The 19,276-nt window shown below is 45.9% G+C and carries 19 protein-coding genes; 13 read left to right on the top strand and 6 right to left on the bottom strand.

Annotation, left to right across the window (positions count from 1 at the left end; all coding sequences use genetic code 11):
- Window positions 1-109: 109 nt before the first annotated feature.
- Window positions 110-652, top strand: coding sequence for a peroxiredoxin-like family protein (locus BSZ04_RS03850; protein WP_088879597.1), 543 nt, complete (start codon window positions 110-112; stop codon window positions 650-652).
- A 162-nt stretch (window positions 653-814) separates the two neighbouring features.
- On the top strand, window positions 815-2,053 hold the full coding sequence (locus BSZ04_RS03845) for a DEAD/DEAH box helicase (RefSeq protein WP_088879596.1): 1,239 nt from the start codon (window positions 815-817) through the stop codon (window positions 2,051-2,053).
- Window positions 2,054-2,132: 79 nt separating this feature from the next.
- On the opposite strand, the gene ompV is transcribed toward BSZ04_RS03845, so the two are convergent.
- From ompV to BSZ04_RS03830, 3 genes are all read right to left on the bottom strand, one after another.
- A complete protein-coding gene (gene ompV, locus BSZ04_RS03840) occupies window positions 2,133-2,909 on the bottom strand; it encodes an outer membrane protein OmpV (protein WP_071236364.1) in 777 nt (258 codons plus the stop codon).
- A 288-nt stretch (window positions 2,910-3,197) separates the two neighbouring features.
- Window positions 3,198-3,890: an MOSC domain-containing protein gene (locus BSZ04_RS03835; RefSeq protein WP_088879595.1), complete on the bottom strand. Its 693-nt coding sequence runs from the start codon at window positions 3,888-3,890 to the stop codon at window positions 3,198-3,200.
- A 44-nt stretch (window positions 3,891-3,934) separates the two neighbouring features.
- A complete protein-coding gene (locus BSZ04_RS03830; RefSeq protein WP_010453774.1) occupies window positions 3,935-4,177 on the bottom strand; it encodes a hypothetical protein in 243 nt (80 codons plus the stop codon).
- Window positions 4,178-4,261: 84 nt separating this feature from the next.
- Between BSZ04_RS03830 and BSZ04_RS03825 the strand changes: the two genes are divergently transcribed.
- Complete coding sequence (locus tag BSZ04_RS03825; protein ID WP_088879594.1) at window positions 4,262-5,077, top strand: AraC family transcriptional regulator; 816 nt, start codon at window positions 4,262-4,264, stop codon at window positions 5,075-5,077.
- Window positions 5,078-5,118: 41 nt separating this feature from the next.
- Here BSZ04_RS03825 and BSZ04_RS03820 read toward each other — a convergent pair whose 3' ends face one another.
- Window positions 5,119-5,601, bottom strand: a complete 483-nt coding sequence (locus BSZ04_RS03820) for an Lrp/AsnC family transcriptional regulator (protein ID WP_005450000.1) — start codon at window positions 5,599-5,601, stop codon at window positions 5,119-5,121.
- Between the two features lie 121 nt (window positions 5,602-5,722).
- On the opposite strand from BSZ04_RS03820, the gene BSZ04_RS03815 reads away from it, so the two are divergent.
- The 3 genes from BSZ04_RS03815 to BSZ04_RS03805 all read left to right on the top strand — a co-directional run bounded on the left by BSZ04_RS03815 (window position 5,723) and on the right by BSZ04_RS03805 (window position 8,438).
- The gene (locus tag BSZ04_RS03815) at window positions 5,723-6,322 is read left to right on the top strand and encodes a LysE family translocator (protein WP_088879593.1); all 600 of its coding nucleotides are present in this window, start codon (window positions 5,723-5,725) and stop codon (window positions 6,320-6,322) included.
- A gap of 138 nt (window positions 6,323-6,460) precedes the next feature.
- A complete protein-coding gene (locus BSZ04_RS03810; RefSeq protein ID WP_088879592.1) occupies window positions 6,461-7,324 on the top strand; it encodes an AraC family transcriptional regulator in 864 nt (287 codons plus the stop codon).
- Between the two features lie 100 nt (window positions 7,325-7,424).
- Window positions 7,425-8,438: a zinc-dependent alcohol dehydrogenase family protein gene (locus tag BSZ04_RS03805; RefSeq protein ID WP_010453782.1), complete on the top strand. Its 1,014-nt coding sequence runs from the start codon at window positions 7,425-7,427 to the stop codon at window positions 8,436-8,438.
- 98 nt (window positions 8,439-8,536) lie between these two features.
- On the opposite strand, the gene BSZ04_RS03800 is transcribed toward BSZ04_RS03805, so the two are convergent.
- Entirely contained in the window at window positions 8,537-9,622 is a 1,086-nt protein-coding gene (locus tag BSZ04_RS03800) for a methyl-accepting chemotaxis protein (protein ID WP_088879591.1), read from the bottom strand.
- Window positions 9,623-10,061: 439 nt separating this feature from the next.
- On the opposite strand from BSZ04_RS03800, the gene BSZ04_RS03795 reads away from it, so the two are divergent.
- The gene (locus BSZ04_RS03795; RefSeq protein ID WP_088879590.1) at window positions 10,062-12,095 is read left to right on the top strand and encodes a TonB-dependent receptor plug domain-containing protein; all 2,034 of its coding nucleotides are present in this window, start codon (window positions 10,062-10,064) and stop codon (window positions 12,093-12,095) included.
- Window positions 12,096-12,192: 97 nt separating this feature from the next.
- On the opposite strand, the gene BSZ04_RS03790 is transcribed toward BSZ04_RS03795, so the two are convergent.
- Window positions 12,193-12,888, bottom strand: a complete 696-nt coding sequence (locus tag BSZ04_RS03790) for a VC0807 family protein (protein WP_010453787.1) — start codon at window positions 12,886-12,888, stop codon at window positions 12,193-12,195.
- 381 nt (window positions 12,889-13,269) lie between these two features.
- On the opposite strand from BSZ04_RS03790, the gene BSZ04_RS03785 reads away from it, so the two are divergent.
- The 6 genes from BSZ04_RS03785 to BSZ04_RS03760 all read left to right on the top strand — a co-directional run bounded on the left by BSZ04_RS03785 (window position 13,270) and on the right by BSZ04_RS03760 (window position 19,226).
- Window positions 13,270-14,553 carry a nucleoside permease gene (locus BSZ04_RS03785; RefSeq protein ID WP_010453788.1) on the top strand — a complete coding sequence of 428 codons (1,284 nt, stop codon included), beginning with the start codon at window positions 13,270-13,272 and terminating at the stop codon, window positions 14,551-14,553.
- Between the two features lie 68 nt (window positions 14,554-14,621).
- A complete protein-coding gene (locus tag BSZ04_RS03780; RefSeq protein ID WP_088879589.1) occupies window positions 14,622-15,644 on the top strand; it encodes an ADP-ribosylglycohydrolase family protein in 1,023 nt (340 codons plus the stop codon).
- Entirely contained in the window at window positions 15,634-16,593 is a 960-nt protein-coding gene (locus tag BSZ04_RS03775; RefSeq protein WP_088879588.1) for a PfkB family carbohydrate kinase, read from the top strand. Before BSZ04_RS03780 ends, BSZ04_RS03775 begins: the two co-directional genes overlap by 11 nt.
- A gap of 98 nt (window positions 16,594-16,691) precedes the next feature.
- Window positions 16,692-17,906 (top strand): L-lactate MFS transporter, encoded by a 1,215-nt coding sequence (locus BSZ04_RS03770; RefSeq protein ID WP_088879587.1) that lies wholly within the window; start codon window positions 16,692-16,694, stop codon window positions 17,904-17,906.
- Window positions 17,907-18,015: 109 nt separating this feature from the next.
- Window positions 18,016-18,756 carry a GntR family transcriptional regulator gene (locus tag BSZ04_RS03765; protein WP_088879586.1) on the top strand — a complete coding sequence of 247 codons (741 nt, stop codon included), beginning with the start codon at window positions 18,016-18,018 and terminating at the stop codon, window positions 18,754-18,756.
- A gap of 17 nt (window positions 18,757-18,773) precedes the next feature.
- Window positions 18,774-19,226, top strand: coding sequence for a GNAT family N-acetyltransferase (locus BSZ04_RS03760; protein WP_088879585.1), 453 nt, complete (start codon window positions 18,774-18,776; stop codon window positions 19,224-19,226).
- The last annotated feature ends 50 nt before the right edge of the window (window positions 19,227-19,276 follow it).

Genomic DNA, 19,276 nt, shown 5'->3' with positions numbered 1-19,276 from the left:
CTCCGGTCTGTTAGTTCGAGCGCGACATGTGAGGGCAACAATGCTCTCCACTCCAACCTGTGTCGCGCTCGTTTTATCTTAAACAACGTGAAGTAAATAGGACTGAATAATGACAACCACAAAATTTACCGCAGGTGACTTGTTCCCCTCTATCACTCTGCCAACGCTAAGTGGCGAAACTATCGAGCTGGGTACACCTTCTGAGAATGTCGATTGGCGCTTAGTGGTGGTTTACCGCGGCAAACACTGCCCTTTGTGTACTCGTTACCTCAACGAATTAGAGACACTAAAAGCGCGATTCTTACAACTCGGGATGGACATCGTGGCAGTCTCCGCAGATAGCCAAGCACAGCTAGAGCAGCATATGGAGCAACTGAGCGTCACGTTCCCAGTCGCTTTTGGTCTGACAGTAGAGCAAATGAAAACGCTAGGTTTGTATATCTCGGAGCCTCGCTCAGAAAAAGAGACAGACCATCTCTTTGCAGAGCCAGGTTTGTTTGTGGTGAACAGTAAAGGACAAGTTCAGTTAGTCGATATTTCCAACGGTCCATTCGCTCGACCTGACCTAGAAGTCTTGCTCTCAGGATTGGCGTTTATCCGTAACCCAGAAAATGATTACCCTATTCGTGGTACCTACCAAGCGGCAATCTAATCGCTGTTTTGGTTTGAGGCATTAAAAAACAACGATGTTTGCAGACTTCCTCTTCTAAAATGGGATTGTTCGTTGACTGGATTGTGGTAAAGTCCGCGCCTGCGATTTACCACATCTATATTGTTGTACTGTATCTTCAACCAAAAGCACAAGGTTAAGCTAATGCCATTTTTTACTCTCTCTTTGAGTTCTGAGCTGATTCACGCACTGCCAAAAGACTTCATTAAGCCAACCGATATTCAGGCTTTGGCAATTCCTGAGCTACTCAGTGGTAAAGACGTATTGGCATTAGCAAACACGGGCAGCGGCAAAACCCTTGCGTATGGTTTGCCTTTGTTGGAAAAGCTAAGTGTAAGTCCAGAGCAAAAAGCACTGATTCTAGTACCAACACGTGAGTTGGCGACACAAGTGAGCGAGGCGATTAACCAAGTTGGTCAATCTGTTGGTCTTAAAGCAGTATGTTTGTGTGGTGGCGTGGATAAAGAGTTGCAACTACAAGCGCTTGCGGCAGCCCCTAATATTCTTGTTGCGACAACAGGTCGTTTAGTTGATCTGGCGAACAACGGTTTGGAGCTGAGTAATATCCATTACCTAGTGTTGGATGAAGCGGATCGCTTGTTGGATATGGGCTTTTGGCCTGACGTGCAAAATATTGCAGGGCAGACTTCAAACCAGCGTCAAACTGCGATGTTCTCAGCAACGTTTTCAGATGAGTTGAAGGGCAAAGCCAAGCAGCTGATGCATGCACCAAAACAGGTAGCAGCGCATCAAGAAAACAGCACCAATCAAGATATTGCTGAGACGCTATATCTCGTCAACAAAGGCAGTAAAACCAAAGCCTTGATTGAACTTATCAAGCAAAATGCATGGGCGCAGGTATTGGTATTTATTGGCGCGAAAGAGAACGCTGATGGTTTGGCGAAGAAATTGAACAAAGCTGGAATTACAACCAATGCGCTGCACGGTAATAAGAGCCAAGCAGAGCGAGAAGAAGCGTTGGCGCAGTTTAAGTCCGGGCAAACACAGGTGTTGATCGCTACCGATCTATTAGCTCGCGGTATTCACATCGAGCAACTGCCGGTGGTGATTAACTTTGAGTTGCCAATGCACGCAGAGACTTACGTTCACCGAGTTGGACGTACAGCTCGTGCAGGCGAGCAAGGTATCGCAATGTCATTGGTCTGCCATGGCGAAGCCGAAGCGCTTACCGCGATTCGTAACCTGACTCAACGTGAATTGCCAACGCAAGACCTAGAAGGTTTCCCAGTAACGGATAAGCCATCAACAGGAGAAAGCAAACGCGCCCCACGTGATAAAAAAGCCAATCGTCGAACCAATGCCAAAAAGAGCATTAAGCAGTTCCAAGGCAAGCCGAAACGCCAAGCGCCTAAAGCGAAATGAACAAAACCAAATAAACAGAAAGCCATCGTAATGATGGCTGTTTAATTAAATGGAGTGAGTGTCTAAACAGGGGTAGTGCTTAGAAGTTGTAAGAAACTGTCGCGCCTACTGCCCATTGGTTTGCACTGTCTACGATAGAAGAATCGCTGATGCCGCTACCTAGACGCGTGTATTGTGATACTTGGCTGATTTGCCAGTGCTCAGTGATTGGCACTACCAGTTTGTAACCTAAACCGTAGTTTACGGTTGCGTCGCCTTTGTATGCTTTGCGGTTTGCACGTGCTTCTTTGTCTGTTACGCCGAAGTAGTAATCAACGTAATCTTTGCTTTGGTAAGACACGCTCGCAAATGGTACGAAATCAACATTACCGATATTCATGATATGGAAGTAAGTTGCCCCACCTTGGAAGCCTTTGTAAGCGCCTGATACATCATGTTGTAGATAAGTTGAAATCACGTTGTTTGGATCAAGTCTGAAATCTGCGTTCAAACCTAGATCGATCGCGATATCACGTCGTTTCGTTCCTTTTAAGCTCTTCGCTACATCGCTATCACGAGGTACACCGCTACCTACCACGTAAGCGCTCATGTTCAGTAGTTCATCGTTGTCACCAAGGAAACGGTAGTTGATACCACCTAAATCTGCGTTGAAGTCTTCACCGTGGTAGCCACCGTTTAGGACTGGTGCAGTGTTGTGTTTTTGGTCTTTGAAAAGATCGCTCGCGTGTACCACGCCAGCTTCTACCATCCAGCCGCCTTCGTTATTGTAGATGTTACCGTTACGAATGTAAGTGTCACCTGCAGTCGCTGTGCCTGCTGCAGTTAGCGTTAATAATGCGATAAGTGTTTTGTTCATTACTCTGCCCTAATCATTTGATTTTGAACAGTGTACAAAACGAGTGTGTAACTCTCTATCAGCAGAGCGTATGGAAGTGTCATGATGGTGTATGACTGAAGAATGTAATGGTGAAGATAATAGGAATGAATGGAGCTTCAAAATAAGAAAAACCATGCCCAGAATAATTGAGGGCATGGTGATAGGCTTGGCTATGAGATAAAGCTCCTCATAGCGGCATCAATGAACGTATATAGTGATGAATGGTTAATTATTCTCTTGTTGATGACTTTAGGGGAGTGCTTAAAACTACTTAGTCGTTGGACCAACCAAACGCATTTCCCAATCTTCTACTTCGCCTGTTTCTAAGCGGCGTTCGATCAGCTTGCCCCAAGATTCAACCAATGGAAGCTCCGCCAGTTGGCTTAGCTCTGTTTTATCTAGGCAACCAGTAAATACTGCGCCCATTATGCGAGCCAGAGACCAGTCTGGGTAAGGTCTTTCGCACAGAATAATCTCGTCACCTGCACCGATATCGCCTTCTTGTAACACTCGGAAGTACCAGCCTGTTCGAAGCGTGTCTTGCAGTCTTCTCGCCATGTCGTTTTGCTCGAAGCGGACGTTGAGTTTCCAGCAAGGCATGCGCCCTTGTGACACTTCCAATAAGGTTGAGCCGATGCGGATTTTATCTTTCAAGCAAATGGACGCTTCTGTTACGCCGCTTGAGCTTAAGTTCTCACCGAACGCGCCAGCTGATTGGAAAATCGCTTTGTCGCCCAACTCTTGTTGCCAAACCGGATAGTGCTCGCTTGGGTAAATATGAAGGGCTTTTTGAATCCCACCATGAAAGCGTGGATCGCCTTGTTCATCATTGGTAAAACCCAGTTCTGTTGCATGCTGACGCTGCGGCAGAACCTGTTTGTTAATCGCACTTTTCGCACCGTGTGCAAAGGCAACGGTTTTACCTGCTAATACGCTGTTAACTACGCCTAACTTCTTCATGTTCTTTCCTTATCTTTTGCCAAACTGCATGAGACAAAACCACGTTATCGTTCACCCAATGATTTGAATACCGGGATCGCTGCCAGTAGTTCAATGCGTTTTTCTGTGCTTTTTAAGTAGCGTGTTTCGCTATCTGAAACCAACACATGGCGTTGATAACCATCTGTTTTAGGGAACTTGGTCAACACGGTTTCGAGCGATGCTTCGCACTTGTCTTGGTTGATGTTATCAATATCGACTTTGAATAAGAGTTGGTTTTCTTTGGATATTTCAACTTGATATCGCATACGTCGCACCTCACGGCTTCATTCACTTTGCCGAGCATGATAGCCTAGTGAACTTGTGTCAGAGTAGGGATGTAAGGACAGTTAATGATGCTAACCCGCCAAATCGATTCTCACTCCGGTGTTATGACCTCCAATGAGATGATGGCTGCCAATCCTCACTCACCAGCACTGGTTAAGACCATCGACATGCCCAAAGGTTACATTGACGCGATGCACCAACACACGTGGCATCAAGTCATCTTCCCGCTCAAAGGGCTATTGCAAACCAAAACTGATCATTACCAGCACCTTGTGCCCCATACTTCTGCGCTGTTTGTGCCTGCGGGTATTCAACATGAATCCATCGCGCTAAGCCATACGACATTTGTAGGTATCTATCTGAACCCTAAGTTCGGTACTGAGTATGAGCATCAAGTTAGAACCATCACACTCACGCCGTTCTTAAACGAGCTGTTACAGGAAATACGCCGCCAATGTAAAGGGGTCGTGAGTGATGAGGAAGTATCGCGCTTGCTTGGCGTGTTGCACGATCAAATCATGAGAGACAACGTGCAGACCTTTCAGTTACTGCTGCCAGAAGATAGACGCTTAAAGCTGATATTTGAAGCGCTGACAGATACGCCAGCATTGGATTGGTCACTCAAACAGTGGGGAGAGAAAGTCGGTGCATCCGAGCGAACGTTGTCGCGCTTGTTCTCCAAAGAGTTCAACACCTCTTTTCAACTTTGGCGGCAACAAATTCGGCTGATTTATTCGCTCTCTTTACTGGATGAAGAGCTTTCTATACAAAGCATTGCCGATCAAGTGGGCTATCAAAATGACTCTTCCTACATCAAAGCGTTTAAAGCCTATTTTGATGTCACCCCACAGCAGTTTCGCGTTAATGGTCGACGGGGATAGCGAGTGCAATCTTGTCTACAGCATCAATCTCGTCCATCACACTACTCTAGTGGCAACTGGAAAGTACTCTTAATTTCCTTTACGGATACGTTGGATTGAATGGCGCTGATGCCTTTCACGCGGCGAATCGCACTGATGCGGTCAAAGTATTCGTCTAAGTCTCGAGCCACCACTTGCACCATATAATCCGCACTGCCAGCAATGCAGTGACACATTAAGATCCAGTCGGTTTCTGCGACGAAGTCTTCAAACGGCGTGGTGTTTTCTACTTCGTGACTGCCTAGAGTCACTAGCGTAAAACCAGAGACTTGGAAACCGAGTTTTTTGCGGTTCAACTTCGCGGCGTAACCCTCAATGTAGCCTTCCTCTTCCATCTTTTTCCAGCGTCGCCAGCAGGGTGTTTCACTTAGGTTGACGGTCTCGGCAAGCTTAGAATTGCTCATGCGACCATCTTTCTGAATATGGTCAAGGATGGCAAAATCAGTACTATCTAATTCAAAGTTGGTGGATTCTTTCTTTTTCATGGTTACTATGGAAATAGTCTGCTCAAATTGGCTTTTATCGTAGCGCAGATAGCAATTTTCTTTCTACCCAAATCGTTAGACTGTTTCCCATATTCGTTGATTACTTTTTGGGAGAGAGTGCATGAGTGCTCAATTGTTGGCGGCATTTTTGTTGTTTGCCGTTTCTATTTCTTTAACGCCCGGAGCAGGTAACGTCGCGCTGTTAGGTATTTCAAGTCGATATGGGTTTTCTGCGACTGTACCGTTCGTATTGGGTAATGCAGTCGGGGTGATCATCATGTTGGTTGGTGCAAGTGTGGGGCTTGTCAGTTTGTTTACCCTTTACCCTGAATTGTACACGGCGTTAAAGTGGATTGGTGCGGCGTACCTGCTGTATCTCGCATGGTCGATTGCCACAATGGAACTCGACAATGATTCGAATGCGAAAAAGTCCGGCTTTTTATCTGGCGTTTGGGTGCAAATTCTTAATCCGAAAAGTTGGGTTGCCTCGCTAACGGTGTTCTCTCAGTTCATCTCACCAAACAATGATTACCTGACACAGGTGGTGATCATTATCAGCGTGATGGTGGGAACTGGTGTACTGGGGATGTTTGCGTGGGCGTACTTTGGCACCGTATTGAACCGGTTTATTCAGTCACCACAAAAGGTAGTGTGGGTAAACCGATGCATGGGCAGTAGCCTAGCGTTAGTAGTGGTGTTTATGCTGAGCCAACCCGTTTAGGGCAATGCGTCTTGTGGTGTGATGGGAAGACTCACTATGATTGGGTTAATCATCTCGTAACTGCGCAATTTCAATCAGGCGGAGTGATTTGATGGTCGGTATGATTCTTCCCACTTCCTAACTGAGAAACCAAGAAAAATGACAGCCGCAACTCTTCAACAAAAACGGATTAAAGCCGTTTGTGATTTCATCGATGAACATTTAGATGAAACTTTAACGCTAGAATCGTTGAGTGAGGTAGCGGCATGTTCCAAATATCACTTTCACCGTATCTTCAAATCCTTCACAGGTATTAGCGTCATGCAATATGTGTTGCTATCACGCATGAAACGCGCTTCGTTTCGTTTGGCATTTGAGCCTCAAGTGAGTGTTACCAATATTGCTTTCGAGGCAAGTTTTGAAAGTCTCGAAGCTTTTTCTAGAGCGTTTTCTCGGTTGTTTAAGCAGACACCGACTCAGTTTAGAAAGCAGCCAGAATGGAAGGTTTGGCACAAACAATTTGAGTTTAAGTCGCCAACGATTGGAGAACATCCTATGAACGTAAGAATCATTGACTTTGCGAAGAGAGACATTGCTTTTATCACGCATAAAGGTAGCCCTGAACTAGTTTACGAAAGCTCGGCCAAGTTTATTGCTTGGAGAAAAAGCAGCGGACTCTCGCCAATTAAATCGAGTGAGACATTTGGTATTCCTTATTCTGATCCGAACGACACGCCGGAAGAGGAGTTTCGATTTGATATTGCTGGCTCGCATCAAGGTGTGGTGCCAGAAAACACCTATGGTGTGCAATCAGGAACAATTCAAAGTGGGCGTTGCGCTGTCGTGATACATAAAGGCAGCCATCACTCGATAGGGGATTCTATTCGTTACCTTTACCAAACATGGTTACCGGAAAGCGGTGAAACGCTGCGAGAATACCCATGCTTCTTCAAGTACTTAAACTTTGTTCACGAGGTGGATGAGTGTGATTTATTGACGGAAGTTTATTTGCCTATCCAATAGCTTATTAAACACTTAGGTTTGACGTGCGCGCCGAGAAAACGTTATATACCCGTTTCGCTATGGCGCGCCATATTCTCTCTAGCAATTCAGTGGTATCCAGATGAGCTTAACTAAGACCAACTCGACCAAGACAAACACTCGCGTTAATCAACTGAGCTTTGGTTCGCCAAGTGTGTCGCTGGTGTTGGATCATGTTGAACTAGAGCCACTGGCTTTGGGTAACGTTCGCGTGCAAATCGAAGCTACGAACATCAATCCAAGTGACCGATTGTCGATTCTGGGAGTAGGGCAGTATCGTCGTACCCATGTACCGCCGCGAGTGCCCGGCTTTGAAGCGGTAGGGCGTGTGGTTGAGATAAACGATCCGCACCAATGCGAGTTTTACACTGGGCAGAAGGTGCTGGTGGCACAGAGTGGGGCGTGGCAAAGCTATGTCGATGCGCCTGCGGAGAATGTCTTTGCAGTGCCGAAAGAACTTGAGAATGGCTACGCTTGCCAGTTATATATCAATGCCCTGACGGCTTGGGTGATCACCACTCAAGTTGCCAAGTTAGGCAAAAAGGATGTGGTGATCATCAACGCGGGTAATTCTGCGATTGGTAAGATCTTTGCTCAGTTGTCGCACTCGCTTGGATTTACTTTGATTGCAATAAGCTCTGCGCCAGAGCGTTATCCATACGACTCCATTGCAGTGCTAAATAGCAAGCAAGATCTGCAATCTCAAATTGATGCCCGAAAATTACCTCTACCCAATATCGCGTTCGATGCCATTGGAGGCAAGTTGGGGACAGAACTCATCCAAGTTTTGCGTAGTTCAGGAACGTATATTAATTACGGAACGCTTTCTCTAACTCCTTATGAGCCTGCTTTCTTCGCTTGTATGAAGCAGCACAATATCGACTTCAGTACGTTCTTTTTGCGCTATTGGGAAGACTCGGTTGGTAAGACTGTTCGCAAACAAATCTTTGCTGAGATGCTAGAACACTTTATTGAGCACCAGATACAACTCGATGTAGTTCGCTACCTTCCGTTGGAACAATTTCAGAGCGCATTTGAGCTGATAGAGGATGAGTCGGTCGTGCTGCAAGGCAAAATTATTCTGACCATGCAGTGATGATATTCAAGCAGATGTTGCTGGGTAAATTGAAGAATAAAAAAGGGGTGGTATTTACCATCCCTTTTGCGGTTTAGTTAGGATTCATCGAGTTGCGTTTAACTCGCGATAATCTCATCCATCAAGCGATCGATTTGCACCACCACTTGTTCGCTGGCGTCTTCCATGGCGTTAATTGCAGTCACCATCGCTGCCATGTTGCCAGATTTGGCTTGGCTCATTGCTTCACGTCCACCGTCATGCACGCCTTTGTGTGGTTCTTCAAGCAATGCATAGCTTCTTAAGTGGCTGTAGGCCTTTCCATCACCACGGTAGTACCATTGACCCAATCGACACTCAGTGTGGCTATTAATGCTTTCACCAAACGCCCCTTTTTGTAGTAGGCGATAGATGTTGTTCTTCCAAATTGCGTGGTCGAGCTTAACCGTATCTAAGAAGGCACGCGTTGAAGCAATATGAATCACTTGCTTCATGTGTTCCGATTTCACGACCACTTCGTTGACAATAGAGCCAATCTGCGCAGAAGAAGCAGACACTTCCTCGGCACAAGCTTGGTTCTCATCAATAGAGGCTTTAATTGCGTTTACTTGGGTGAGTACTTGATTCACCAAAGAATCAATCTGTTCACTAGCTTCGCTGGCTTTACCGGCAAGGCCTCTGACCTCGTCGGCGACCACAGCAAATCCACGTCCAGCTTCACCAGCTCGTGCGGCTTCAATAGCGGCATTTAGAGCAAGCAAGTTGGTTTGGTCAGAAATCTCTTGAATAGTAGATACAAGGTGGGAAATAGAAGTGGCGGTGTTATCTAATATTTGTACAGATTCAATACTTTGAGACGCTTGCGTGCTGATCTTCACTGCTCGGTTATCAAGGCGAGCAAGTGCTTGATGGGTTTGCTTAAACATCTCATCCAGTTGTTGCAGCTCTTGGTTTTCATGCGCCATAGATTGCGCACTCTCCACCATCTCTGTTCGAATGGTTTGGAGCATATCTCCACCTTTCAAACTGCTCGACATCAACTCATCACTATTGCGGTGTTCCTGTTGAGCGGAGCGAACAAGCTGTTGAGCCTCTTGGAGCTGATTTTCCAGAGCGGCAACGTCAGTTTGGTACTTCTGTTTGAGATCTGCTAACTCTTGCTTTAGCGCCTCATTTTCTGATTTGATTCGTTTTAATCCAAACATAGCTTTTATAAATGTGACAGGATGTTAAAAAATCCATGCTAATCGAGTTGGATATCGAATACACGATCACTTTCATATCTTTGCTTGGTGTAATCACACTTTTTCGGTAGGGCTTTATACAAACAAGAGGTCTCAGATTTTGATGCTTACCTGATAACCTCTACTCTTTCTATCCGCTCATGAGCTGTTTTTAAAGCTCTTGCATCAGTCGGATGTAGTTACCACAGGTATCTTCAAGCACCGCAATCAAAACCGCACAATGCTCTTTCCTCGTGCTTCCTTGTTCTTTTCTGTTGCCCCATTTTATGGCGATACATTGCTCATCCTGAATAAAAATAAATCACTCATTAACGTAAAGAATGTAAATGAGATTAATTATCATTAATGTTGTGTATTATGCTTCGCACCACGTTGTTGTTTATAAAATATAAGTAGTATTATGAAACTGAAGTCACTACCAGCAGCCATCACCGTTGCCATTGCCTCTTTTGCTGCTCACGCTTCCGATGAAAATATTGTTGTTGTCGGTTCTGCCCTTGATCAACTTGTTCAAACTGAGATTAACGCTGAAACGTTAGAGCTCAAACAAGCGTCGGATATTAAAGACGTATTGAATACCATGCCGAGTGTTACTGTAGACGGTAACGCACGTTACTCTCGTAAAGTTTACATTCGTGGTATGGAAGATAAATACTCTGTCGTGACCATTGATGGTGCGCGCCAAGAAGGCCAGTTATTCCACCACTCGGGCGACCAAACGTTCGATCCAGCGATGCTTAAGTCAGCTGAAATCACGCTAGGCGGTAACTCTGTATTGTCTGGTGCTGGTGCGATTAACGGCTCATTCAGCTACGAAACAAAAGATCCCAGCGACCTTCTCGCGGAAGACGAAAGCATCGGTGCTCGTGTTAAAGCGGGGTATCAAACGGCTTATGAACGCTTCACGACGAACGTTGCGGTTTACGCGAAGCTGAATGATGAACTTCAGTTGATGGGTATTCTTAACTACTCAGAAGACGGCGACCTTTACGTTCCTGGTAAAGATGACGTGACTTCAAAGCAGGGTGAACTGAAATCTGGTTTAGTGAAGCTCGTCTTCGTTCCAAACGATGCTAACGAGTTCAAACTGACTTTCGACACTTACCAAGATGGCGGAAAACGTCAGCTATCGGGTGAAAAAGCCGGTGCGCTTTACGCAGATGATGAACACAACTATAACTCACTCAACCGTGATACCGTGACGTTTGTACACCGTTTCGATAACGGTAGCGACTTAGTGAACCTAAAAACCAACCTGTACTACAACCGTCAATACATGGAGCGTGACGCATTAACTGAAGAGTACGGTGAATGGAATAAAGTGAACGGCGCTTGGGAATTCACCAAAGATGGCGACCTATCTATTCCTGATCGCGAGTACAATGTGACGACCATCGGTGGTGACATCCGCAACATCTCTTGGGTTGGTAATCACGAGCTGACTTACGGTTTCGAGGGCTACAAAGCAGAGCAGTGGATTGACTCTGGCCTCGGTCATTACACGTCTGGTTCGAAACTAGGTGAGACGAAGAACTACGATATGGATGGCGGTACTGTAACAGCTTACGGTGTTTACGCTCAAGACGCGTTCGAGATTAATGACTTCCGTTTTGTCACTGGTCTTCGCTACGATGTGCATAAGTTAGGCGGTGTGTTTACGGGTAAATACGATCAACTATCGCCTAAATTCCAAGGTGAATACCAAACGACTGAGAATCTAAGACTGCGTATTGGTTACGGTCGTCTATTCAAAGGCGCTTCACTGCCAGAAACGCTAACCATGAAAGCGGCGAGCGATGTTAAACAGTCTGATACCAAAGCGATGACGGGTAACAACTACGAAGCAGGCTTTGACTACGATATGTCTGGTTTGCTGATGGCGGATGATGCGATTCTTGGCTTCACTGCTTACCAGTATGACCTAGACAACCAAATGCACCCAACCAAGAACAACACAACCTTGGCAAACCAATACGATGTTGAAGTTTGGGGTGTAGAGACCGTGTTTACTTACAGCATTGAAGATTTCGCGCTTTACGCAAACCACTCATACTCTGATGGTGACCAAACAAACCTGAAGAATGGCAAGAAGAGCCAAATGAACAAAACGCGTATCCATAACATCAAGGCTGGCTTCAAGTACGATCTAACCAATGAATTTGTGTTTGGTTGGGATTCTCGTTTCGTTCCGGGTAACGACTATAAAGACGAAGATGGCGACAAGATTGAACGTGCAGGTTTCGCAACGCACAACTTGTGGGCCGCTTACGTACCAGATTTTGCAAAAGACTTGTCGCTTAACCTAGCGGTAGACAACCTATTCAACAAGCAATACGCAGAGCACACAGGCTTTGGTATTTCTTGGGGTTCAGATAAGTACACCAGCTACGAAGCAGGTCGTAACTTCAAAGCATCAGTGGCTTACAGCTTCTAATCAATAACCCCCCACAAAACAAAACCCCGATAATTGGCTCTCAATTATCGGGGTTCTTTTTATCTGACTTTTGCTGATGAAGGCTGCTGAGCAAGGATTACTTTGTATGAAAAATCTGCTCGGTCTCTAGCGACGTCATTGCGCGAACTTGGCGCCAGATGTAGTAGAAAATACCAAACATCATCAACATACTTGGGATCGCAATCATCGGGTAGCTATAAAGGGTTAGCTTGCCCAACTCTTCATTGAATGCCGCTGTGCCCGCTGGGCTAGTCACAATCCAAGTTGCTAGGAAGTAGTTCATCGCTGATGAGAACGCGAACGTGCTAGCGAACAGGTAGTTAGAAGACATCAGGCAACGCTCAAATGCTTGAGTTTTGCCATTTTGCTCCAAGCGCTCGTTAATCAGCGGTAGGTTTAAAACCGTGTCGTTCAATAGCATCTTCTGCATTAACGGGTAGCGCGTAAAGGTGGATCCCAATACTGCAATACCAATTAAGCCCGGGATCAAGGCTTCTTTCAACGCCAACCAACGAGTGTCTAGTTCTAATAGACCAATACCGCCAGTCAAAAGCACGCTGATAAAACCAAGCGCAGAAATGAAGTTGAATTTTTTATTACGGATTAGATCCATACCGCCGTAAACCACCGGGAATAGCAAGGCGACAACTAATGCCATGGCTGTTCCTAGGTGCTCTTCACCACTGAACTTCATCAAAATGAATGAAGGGATGATGACGTTAAACAGGATCTCGACTAATGGATTCGACTTTTTCGCCGTGGTGTTACTCATAATTTTACTGACTCTACTATGTCGGCTTCGATTTTACTTTGGGAGAAGTGTTCTACTCCTAGCGCCAGATGTAAAGCCCTAAAGCCCCGAGTTGTGTAACGACTTATGAAATGGGCTAGAAAACACGGTGATATTGAGCGTTAGCTGAGCTTCAAATTGGGCGACTCCCTGCTAGTGATGTTTCGCCGTGAAAGTTGGTTAGGACTACTGAAAATAGTTGCTTACTGCTGTTTTGTGTCTCGCCAGTCGTCTATGTTTTCAAGATTGATGAAGTATTTTTTACCTGATACAAAGATCACAAAAGAATTACATTGGTATTGTATTGGTATTATTTTAGATCGTACCATTTGATCCGTACCCTACAGTACCTAAGGATAAAAAATGAAAACGACTAACATCAAACTATCTTCAATGATGTTCATTGAATGGTTTATATGGGGCGCTTGGTTCGTTCCGTTATGGCAAATTCTTAATACCAATGGTTTTACACCAACGGAGATCGCTTGGTCTTACGCTTGTACTGCTATTGCGGCGATTTTGTCGCCTATTCTGGTTGGTTCGATCACTGACCGATTCTTCCCAGCACAAAAAGTACTCTCAGTCATGTTGCTTGCTGGTGCGGTGCTGATGTATTTAGCGGCACAACAAACCGAGTTCGCCACTTTCTTCCCGCTCTTGCTTGGTTATTCTTTAACGTACATGCCAACCATCGCGCTGACCAACAGTATTGCTTTTTCTAACGTAGACGACGTTGAACGTGACTTCCCACGTATCCGTGTAATGGGCACGATTGGTTGGATTGCGTCAGGCGTTGCAATAGGCTTCTTGCCATCTTGGTTGGGCTATGGCGATATTTCTTCAAGCAACATTCCTCTAATTATTACGGCTCTGAGCTCGGCACTATTGGGTGTCTTTGCGCTAACGCTACCAAACACACCACCGAAGAGTACGGGCAAGCTGAACCTGAAAGTGATGCTGGGTCTGGATGCGATGGTGCTTTTGAAAGACAGAAACTTCTTAGCATTCTTCGTGTGTTCATTCATGTTTAGTATGCCTCTTGCGTTCTACTACATCTTTGCAAACGGCTTCCTTACGGAAGTGGGTATGAGCAATGCAACAGGTTGGATGACGCTGGGTCAGTTCTCTGAAATCTTCTTTATGCTTGCACTTCCTTTCTTCACCAAACGCTTTGGTATTAAAAAGGTATTGCTACTTGGTCTTGCTACAGCTGCTATCCGTTACGGATTCTTTGTCTACGGTAGTGCGGACACTTGGTACCTGTACTCATTGTTGTTCTTGGGCATTTTGTTACACGGCGTGAGCTACGACTTCTACTTCGTAACGGCATACATTTATGTCGATAAGAAAGCGCCAGCGCACATGCGTACTGCGGCTCAAGGTTTGATTACGCTGGGTTGTCAGGGCATTGGTAGCTTACTGGGTTACCGTCTTGGCGGCGTGCTAATGGAAAAAATGTTCGCCTACGATACACCGCAGAATGGCTTAACGTTTGATTGGGCTGGCATGTGGGGGTTCGGCGGCATCATGATTGCGATCATCCTCGCTATTTTTATGTACTTCTTCCGTGAGCCTAGTGGCGAGATCAAACCAATCAAAATGGACGATCAACCAGACGCTACTGCACAACAGAAAGCACAAGCTTAAGTTTTAACCCTGCCCAATATTTCTATGTCAGTTGGGCAGGATATTTAACCCCTATTTTGGTAAGTAAGATGACAATTTCAAAACAAGACAGAATCCTCGGCACTTTTTATGGTCAAGCACTTGGTGATTCAATGGGGATGCCATCTGAATTGTGGCCTCGTAGCCGAGTAAAAGCCCACTTCGGCTGGATTGACCGCTTCCTTGATGGTCCTAAAGAAAATAACGCGGCTTGTTATTTCACTGCTTGTCAGTTTACCGATGACACTTCTATGGCTTTGGCACTGGCGGACGCCATCATCGAGTGCGATGGTGAGATTGTTCCTGAGGTGATCGCTAGAAACGTGCTGACTTGGGCGGAAGGTTTCGATGCATTTAACAAAAACATCTTTGGTCCGAGTTCAAAAGCGGCAATGCGTTCAATCAAAGAAGGTGTGGCAATCAGCGAGCTAGAAAACAACGGCGTCACTAACGGTGCAGCAATGCGTGTGTCACCGATGGGCTGTCTGTTACCAACCAACAGTTTGGATGACTTTATCGAGCAAGTGTCGTTAGCCTCTAGCCCGACGCACAAATCTGATGTTGCTATCTCTGGTGCCGTAGTGATTGCTTGGGCGGTATCGAAAGCCATTGAAGGGCACACTTGGGGCGCTATCAAAGACCAATTACCTGCGATTGCTCTTGCGGCTCAAACCAAGAACATCACCACTTTTAGTGCCTCGATGGCATCTCGTGTTGAGCTCGCTCTGATGGTGGCAAGCGAAGACAGTGGTATTGAAGATCGCATGGAGAAAATCTACAACCTAGTGGGTGCAGGAGTCAGTACCATTGAATCTGTCCCTGCAGCGATTGCGATGGTCGAGTTGGCTGAAACTGATCCGAATCGTTGTGCGATTTTGTGCGCAAACTTAGGTGGTGATACCGACACTATTGGCGCGATGGCCACTGCAATTTGTGGTGCGCTAAATGGTATTCAAGCGATTGACACAAAATTGAAGAAGCAGTTAGATGATGAAAACCAACTAGACTTTGATGAATACGCGCGTAAATTCCTTTCTCTGCGAGAAGTTAAGGAGCAGGGCTATGCCTCATAATGCATTAATCGAGTTAATTCCTACGCTTAGCAACAAGCGCCAACTGTGCTTAATTGGTGCTGCTGTGGTTGATATCGTGACGGAAACGCCATGCTTACCGCAGCGAGGTGGCGATCTAGAAATGCAAGAAAAAGGCATTCACGTTGGAGGTTGCGCGCTAAATATTGCGATTGCGGTAAAACGACTGGGTCTTCAATCGACCAATGCTCTGCCGATAGGGAATGGTAAGTGGGCGGAGCTGATTCGTCACTCTATGGAAGAGAAAGGTCTAGAAAGCAGCTTAGCGGATCCAAGCGGCGATAACGGGTGGTGCTTGGCTCTGGTAGAGCCGGATGGGGAAAGAACCTTCCTGTCTGTCAGCGGGGTCGAAAACAACTGGAATCAAGAAACCTTGAATCAGTTATCGATCAATGACGATGCGATTATCTACCTATCTGGTTATCAATTGGCGTCTGCTTGTGGCGCTGAAATCGTCAATTGGTTGGAAACCTTACCAAGCACAGTCCAACTGTTTATCGATTTTGGACCTCGTATTGCCGATATTGACGCCACCTTACTTGAGCGCCTACTTGCAATTAAACCCATTATTTCGCTTAACCGCCAAGAAGCGGAGCACCTTGGCATGCAAGACAGCCCAAGCTTTGTTGAGCAATGGTACTCCCGTTATGGCTGCCCTTTGGTGCTACGCATTGATAGTGATGGCGCACTGTTTAACAACGGAGAATCAAACGGTATGGTCGCGCCATTTGCTGCTGAAGTGGTCGACACCATTGGGGCTGGTGATACGCATGCCGGGGGCGTACTTGCAGGCTTAAGTTCTGGTTGGGAACTGGCGGATGCCGTACTTCTTGGCAATGCTGTTGCATCGTATGTGGTGAGCCATGAGGGTGGAGACTGTGCACCGAGTGTGGCGCAAATTTCTGACTACCTTCGCCAATACGGAATCTAATTTTCTATGAGGCTTAACGCTCTGTTAAGCCTCAATGTTTTCTCTTACATATCAATCGAATATCGCTTGCCTGACAGCGATGCCTCTAAGTAATGATCATGAATAACAAAGCGATAAGAATTCTCGCCGCAGGTTGTGGGATCAACCTGTGCATCGGCGTGCTTTATACATGGAGCGTATTTAAAAACGCCCTCATTGATTTAGGGTGGAGCCACACTCAAGCTTCTCTGCCCTATACCATTACCATCGTTACTCTGTCTCTCGCATTGCTGGTGGCAGGACGTATACAAGACCAATTCGGTCCTAAGAAAGTGCTCATGGTTGGTACGCTCATGGCAGGGATTGGTATGGTGTTATCCAGCCTATCGATTAGCCCAATAAACTTGTGTTTGAGCTTTGGGGTGCTTACTGGAACGGGTATTGGCTTTTCTTATGCGTGCTTAAACCCAACCGCGATGAAGTGGTTTCACGCTTCTCGAAAGGGCATGGTGAATGGCGCGTTAGCCACCGCGTTTGGCTTGGCTGCGCTTTATCTCGCGCCGCTAACTAGCTTCCTGATTAGCAAATTTGACCTTCAAGTGAGCTTGCAAATGTTGGGTGTCGGTTTGCTCGTGATTGCGTTTCCGCTAGCGTGTTCTTTTACTAATCCGCCAACGGATTTCAAACCCGTTCCGGCAAGAGCGAAGCAAAAATTACAAGCCGTCAAACCGAGTGATGACGTGTCTTGGCGAGACATGCTTTGCACACGTCCATTTTATTTACTCTGGTTTGCTTATGCTTTCGGGGCTTCTGCCGGGCTGATGATCATAGCTAACATTACCTCCATCGCAGCAGCGCAAGCGAGCATTATGGATGGCGCTTACTTGGTTGTTGCTTTAGCGATTTTCAACTCTGGTGGACGATTAGCGACAGGGTTATTGAGCGACAAGATTGGTTCGCTTAAAACGCTAAGTCTTGCCATGTTGCTGCAAACCGTAAACATGTTGTTGTTTTCCCAGTTTGATTCCTCACTTGCTTTGATCATTGGCGCTGGTCTTGCGGGCATTGGGTATGGCACTTTGCTTGCTGTTTTCCCTTCCGTGATGGCTGATCTTTATGGATTGAAGAACTTTGGTACTAACTATGGGATCTTATACACCGCTTGGGGTGTTGGCGGATTCATTGGGCCTGTTCTCGCTGGCTGGTCGGTGGATACTTTTGGTCGCTACGATCTTGCGTATTCGCTTTGCGCAGCCCTTGTTTTTGTTGCGGCAATATTGCTGTTTTTTGTTAAGCCAGGCGCGAAGTCACAACAAGCTATTGCGCTAACATGAGGTAAAAACTAGGGCTGAAGCGTGGTGTCTTTCGCTTTTTGCTTCGCCCTATCTATCCCATTCTAATATCGGGTATAATGCAAAAATTGCTGATAAAAATAAGAACCTTATGACAACCTACCAGCCCCTTATCGAACTCATAAAGGCTCGCATCGAGCAAAAAGACAAGTCACCGCTATATATGAAGATTTCTGAATCAGTAAAAACAGCAACTGAGCAGAAAATCTTAAAAGGCGGAGACTTTATCCCAACAGAGCGCGAGTTTAGCGAGTTGTTAGGCGTTTCTCGAATTACGATTCGTAAAGCGTTAGATGTTCTCGATAAGGATGGTGTTATTGTTCGCTCTCGTGGCTTAGGTACCATGATCAGCGACACAGTCGAATATTCGGGTAAAGCCGCAACTGGGTTCTCTCAGCAAGTGGTTCTAAAAGGAAAAAAACCAGATACGTTGTGGATTAAGAAGGACACCATGCCTTGTTCTGCCGAAATCGCAGAAACGCTCAACCTGAAAGAAGGTGAGGAAGTGTTTCTCCTAAAGCGTGTTCGTTATATTGATGAACAAGCCGTATCAATCGAGGAATCTTACGTACCTTCCGAGCTGATTCACGATCCTGACGACATCCAATTGTCACTGTATGACTACTTCCACAGTCAAAACATCACCCCTTCAAAAACTCAAAGTCGCGTATCCGCGAAAATGCCAACAGAAGAGTCACTTGAGAAACTGAATATCGACTCGACCACGCCAGTCCTTCTTATCGAACAGACCGCGTTTGATAGTTTAGGTCGTCCAATTGAATACAGTATCAACCATTGTCGTGGTGATCTGTATGTATTTGTAAGTGAGTAGCCTGTAGGAGCGATTTTATGACCAACAACATAAGTTTCAGAGCCTTCTTACCGAGTGATAAAGAGCGCTGCCTGCAAATCTTTGATGAAAACTGTCCTAAGTATTTCGCGACTAACGAAAGAGACGATTACGCGGAGTTTCTTGATAGTGGCCCACAAGGTTATGAAGTGTGCTTTCTAAATGGTGAACTCGTTGGTGCTTATGGTTTGAGTGGCAAAACAAAGGCATTTCATAGCTTGAACTGGATTTTAATCTCACCTAAAGCGCAAGGCATGAAGATTGGTCATGAGTTTATGCGCCGAGCGATTCACCGAGCTGAGCAGTTGAACATCCCACAAATCAAAATCGCCGCAAGTCATTTATCTGCCCCGTTTTTTGCCAAATATGGTGCCGTAGAGCTGAACTACATCCCTGATGGTTGGGGGGGCGATATGCACCGTATCGATATGGAATTGAACCTCCAGCCGTAAGCAAATTCGAGCTATGAAAGCGTAGCGTGAGTATTTGGTTAAAACACCTT

This window comes from Vibrio rotiferianus (assembly GCF_002214395.1).
GTDB lineage: Bacteria > Pseudomonadota > Gammaproteobacteria > Enterobacterales > Vibrionaceae > Vibrio > Vibrio rotiferianus.
The sequence above is the reverse complement of the archived record's forward strand: the minus strand, read 5'-3'. Positions and strand labels throughout refer to the sequence as shown.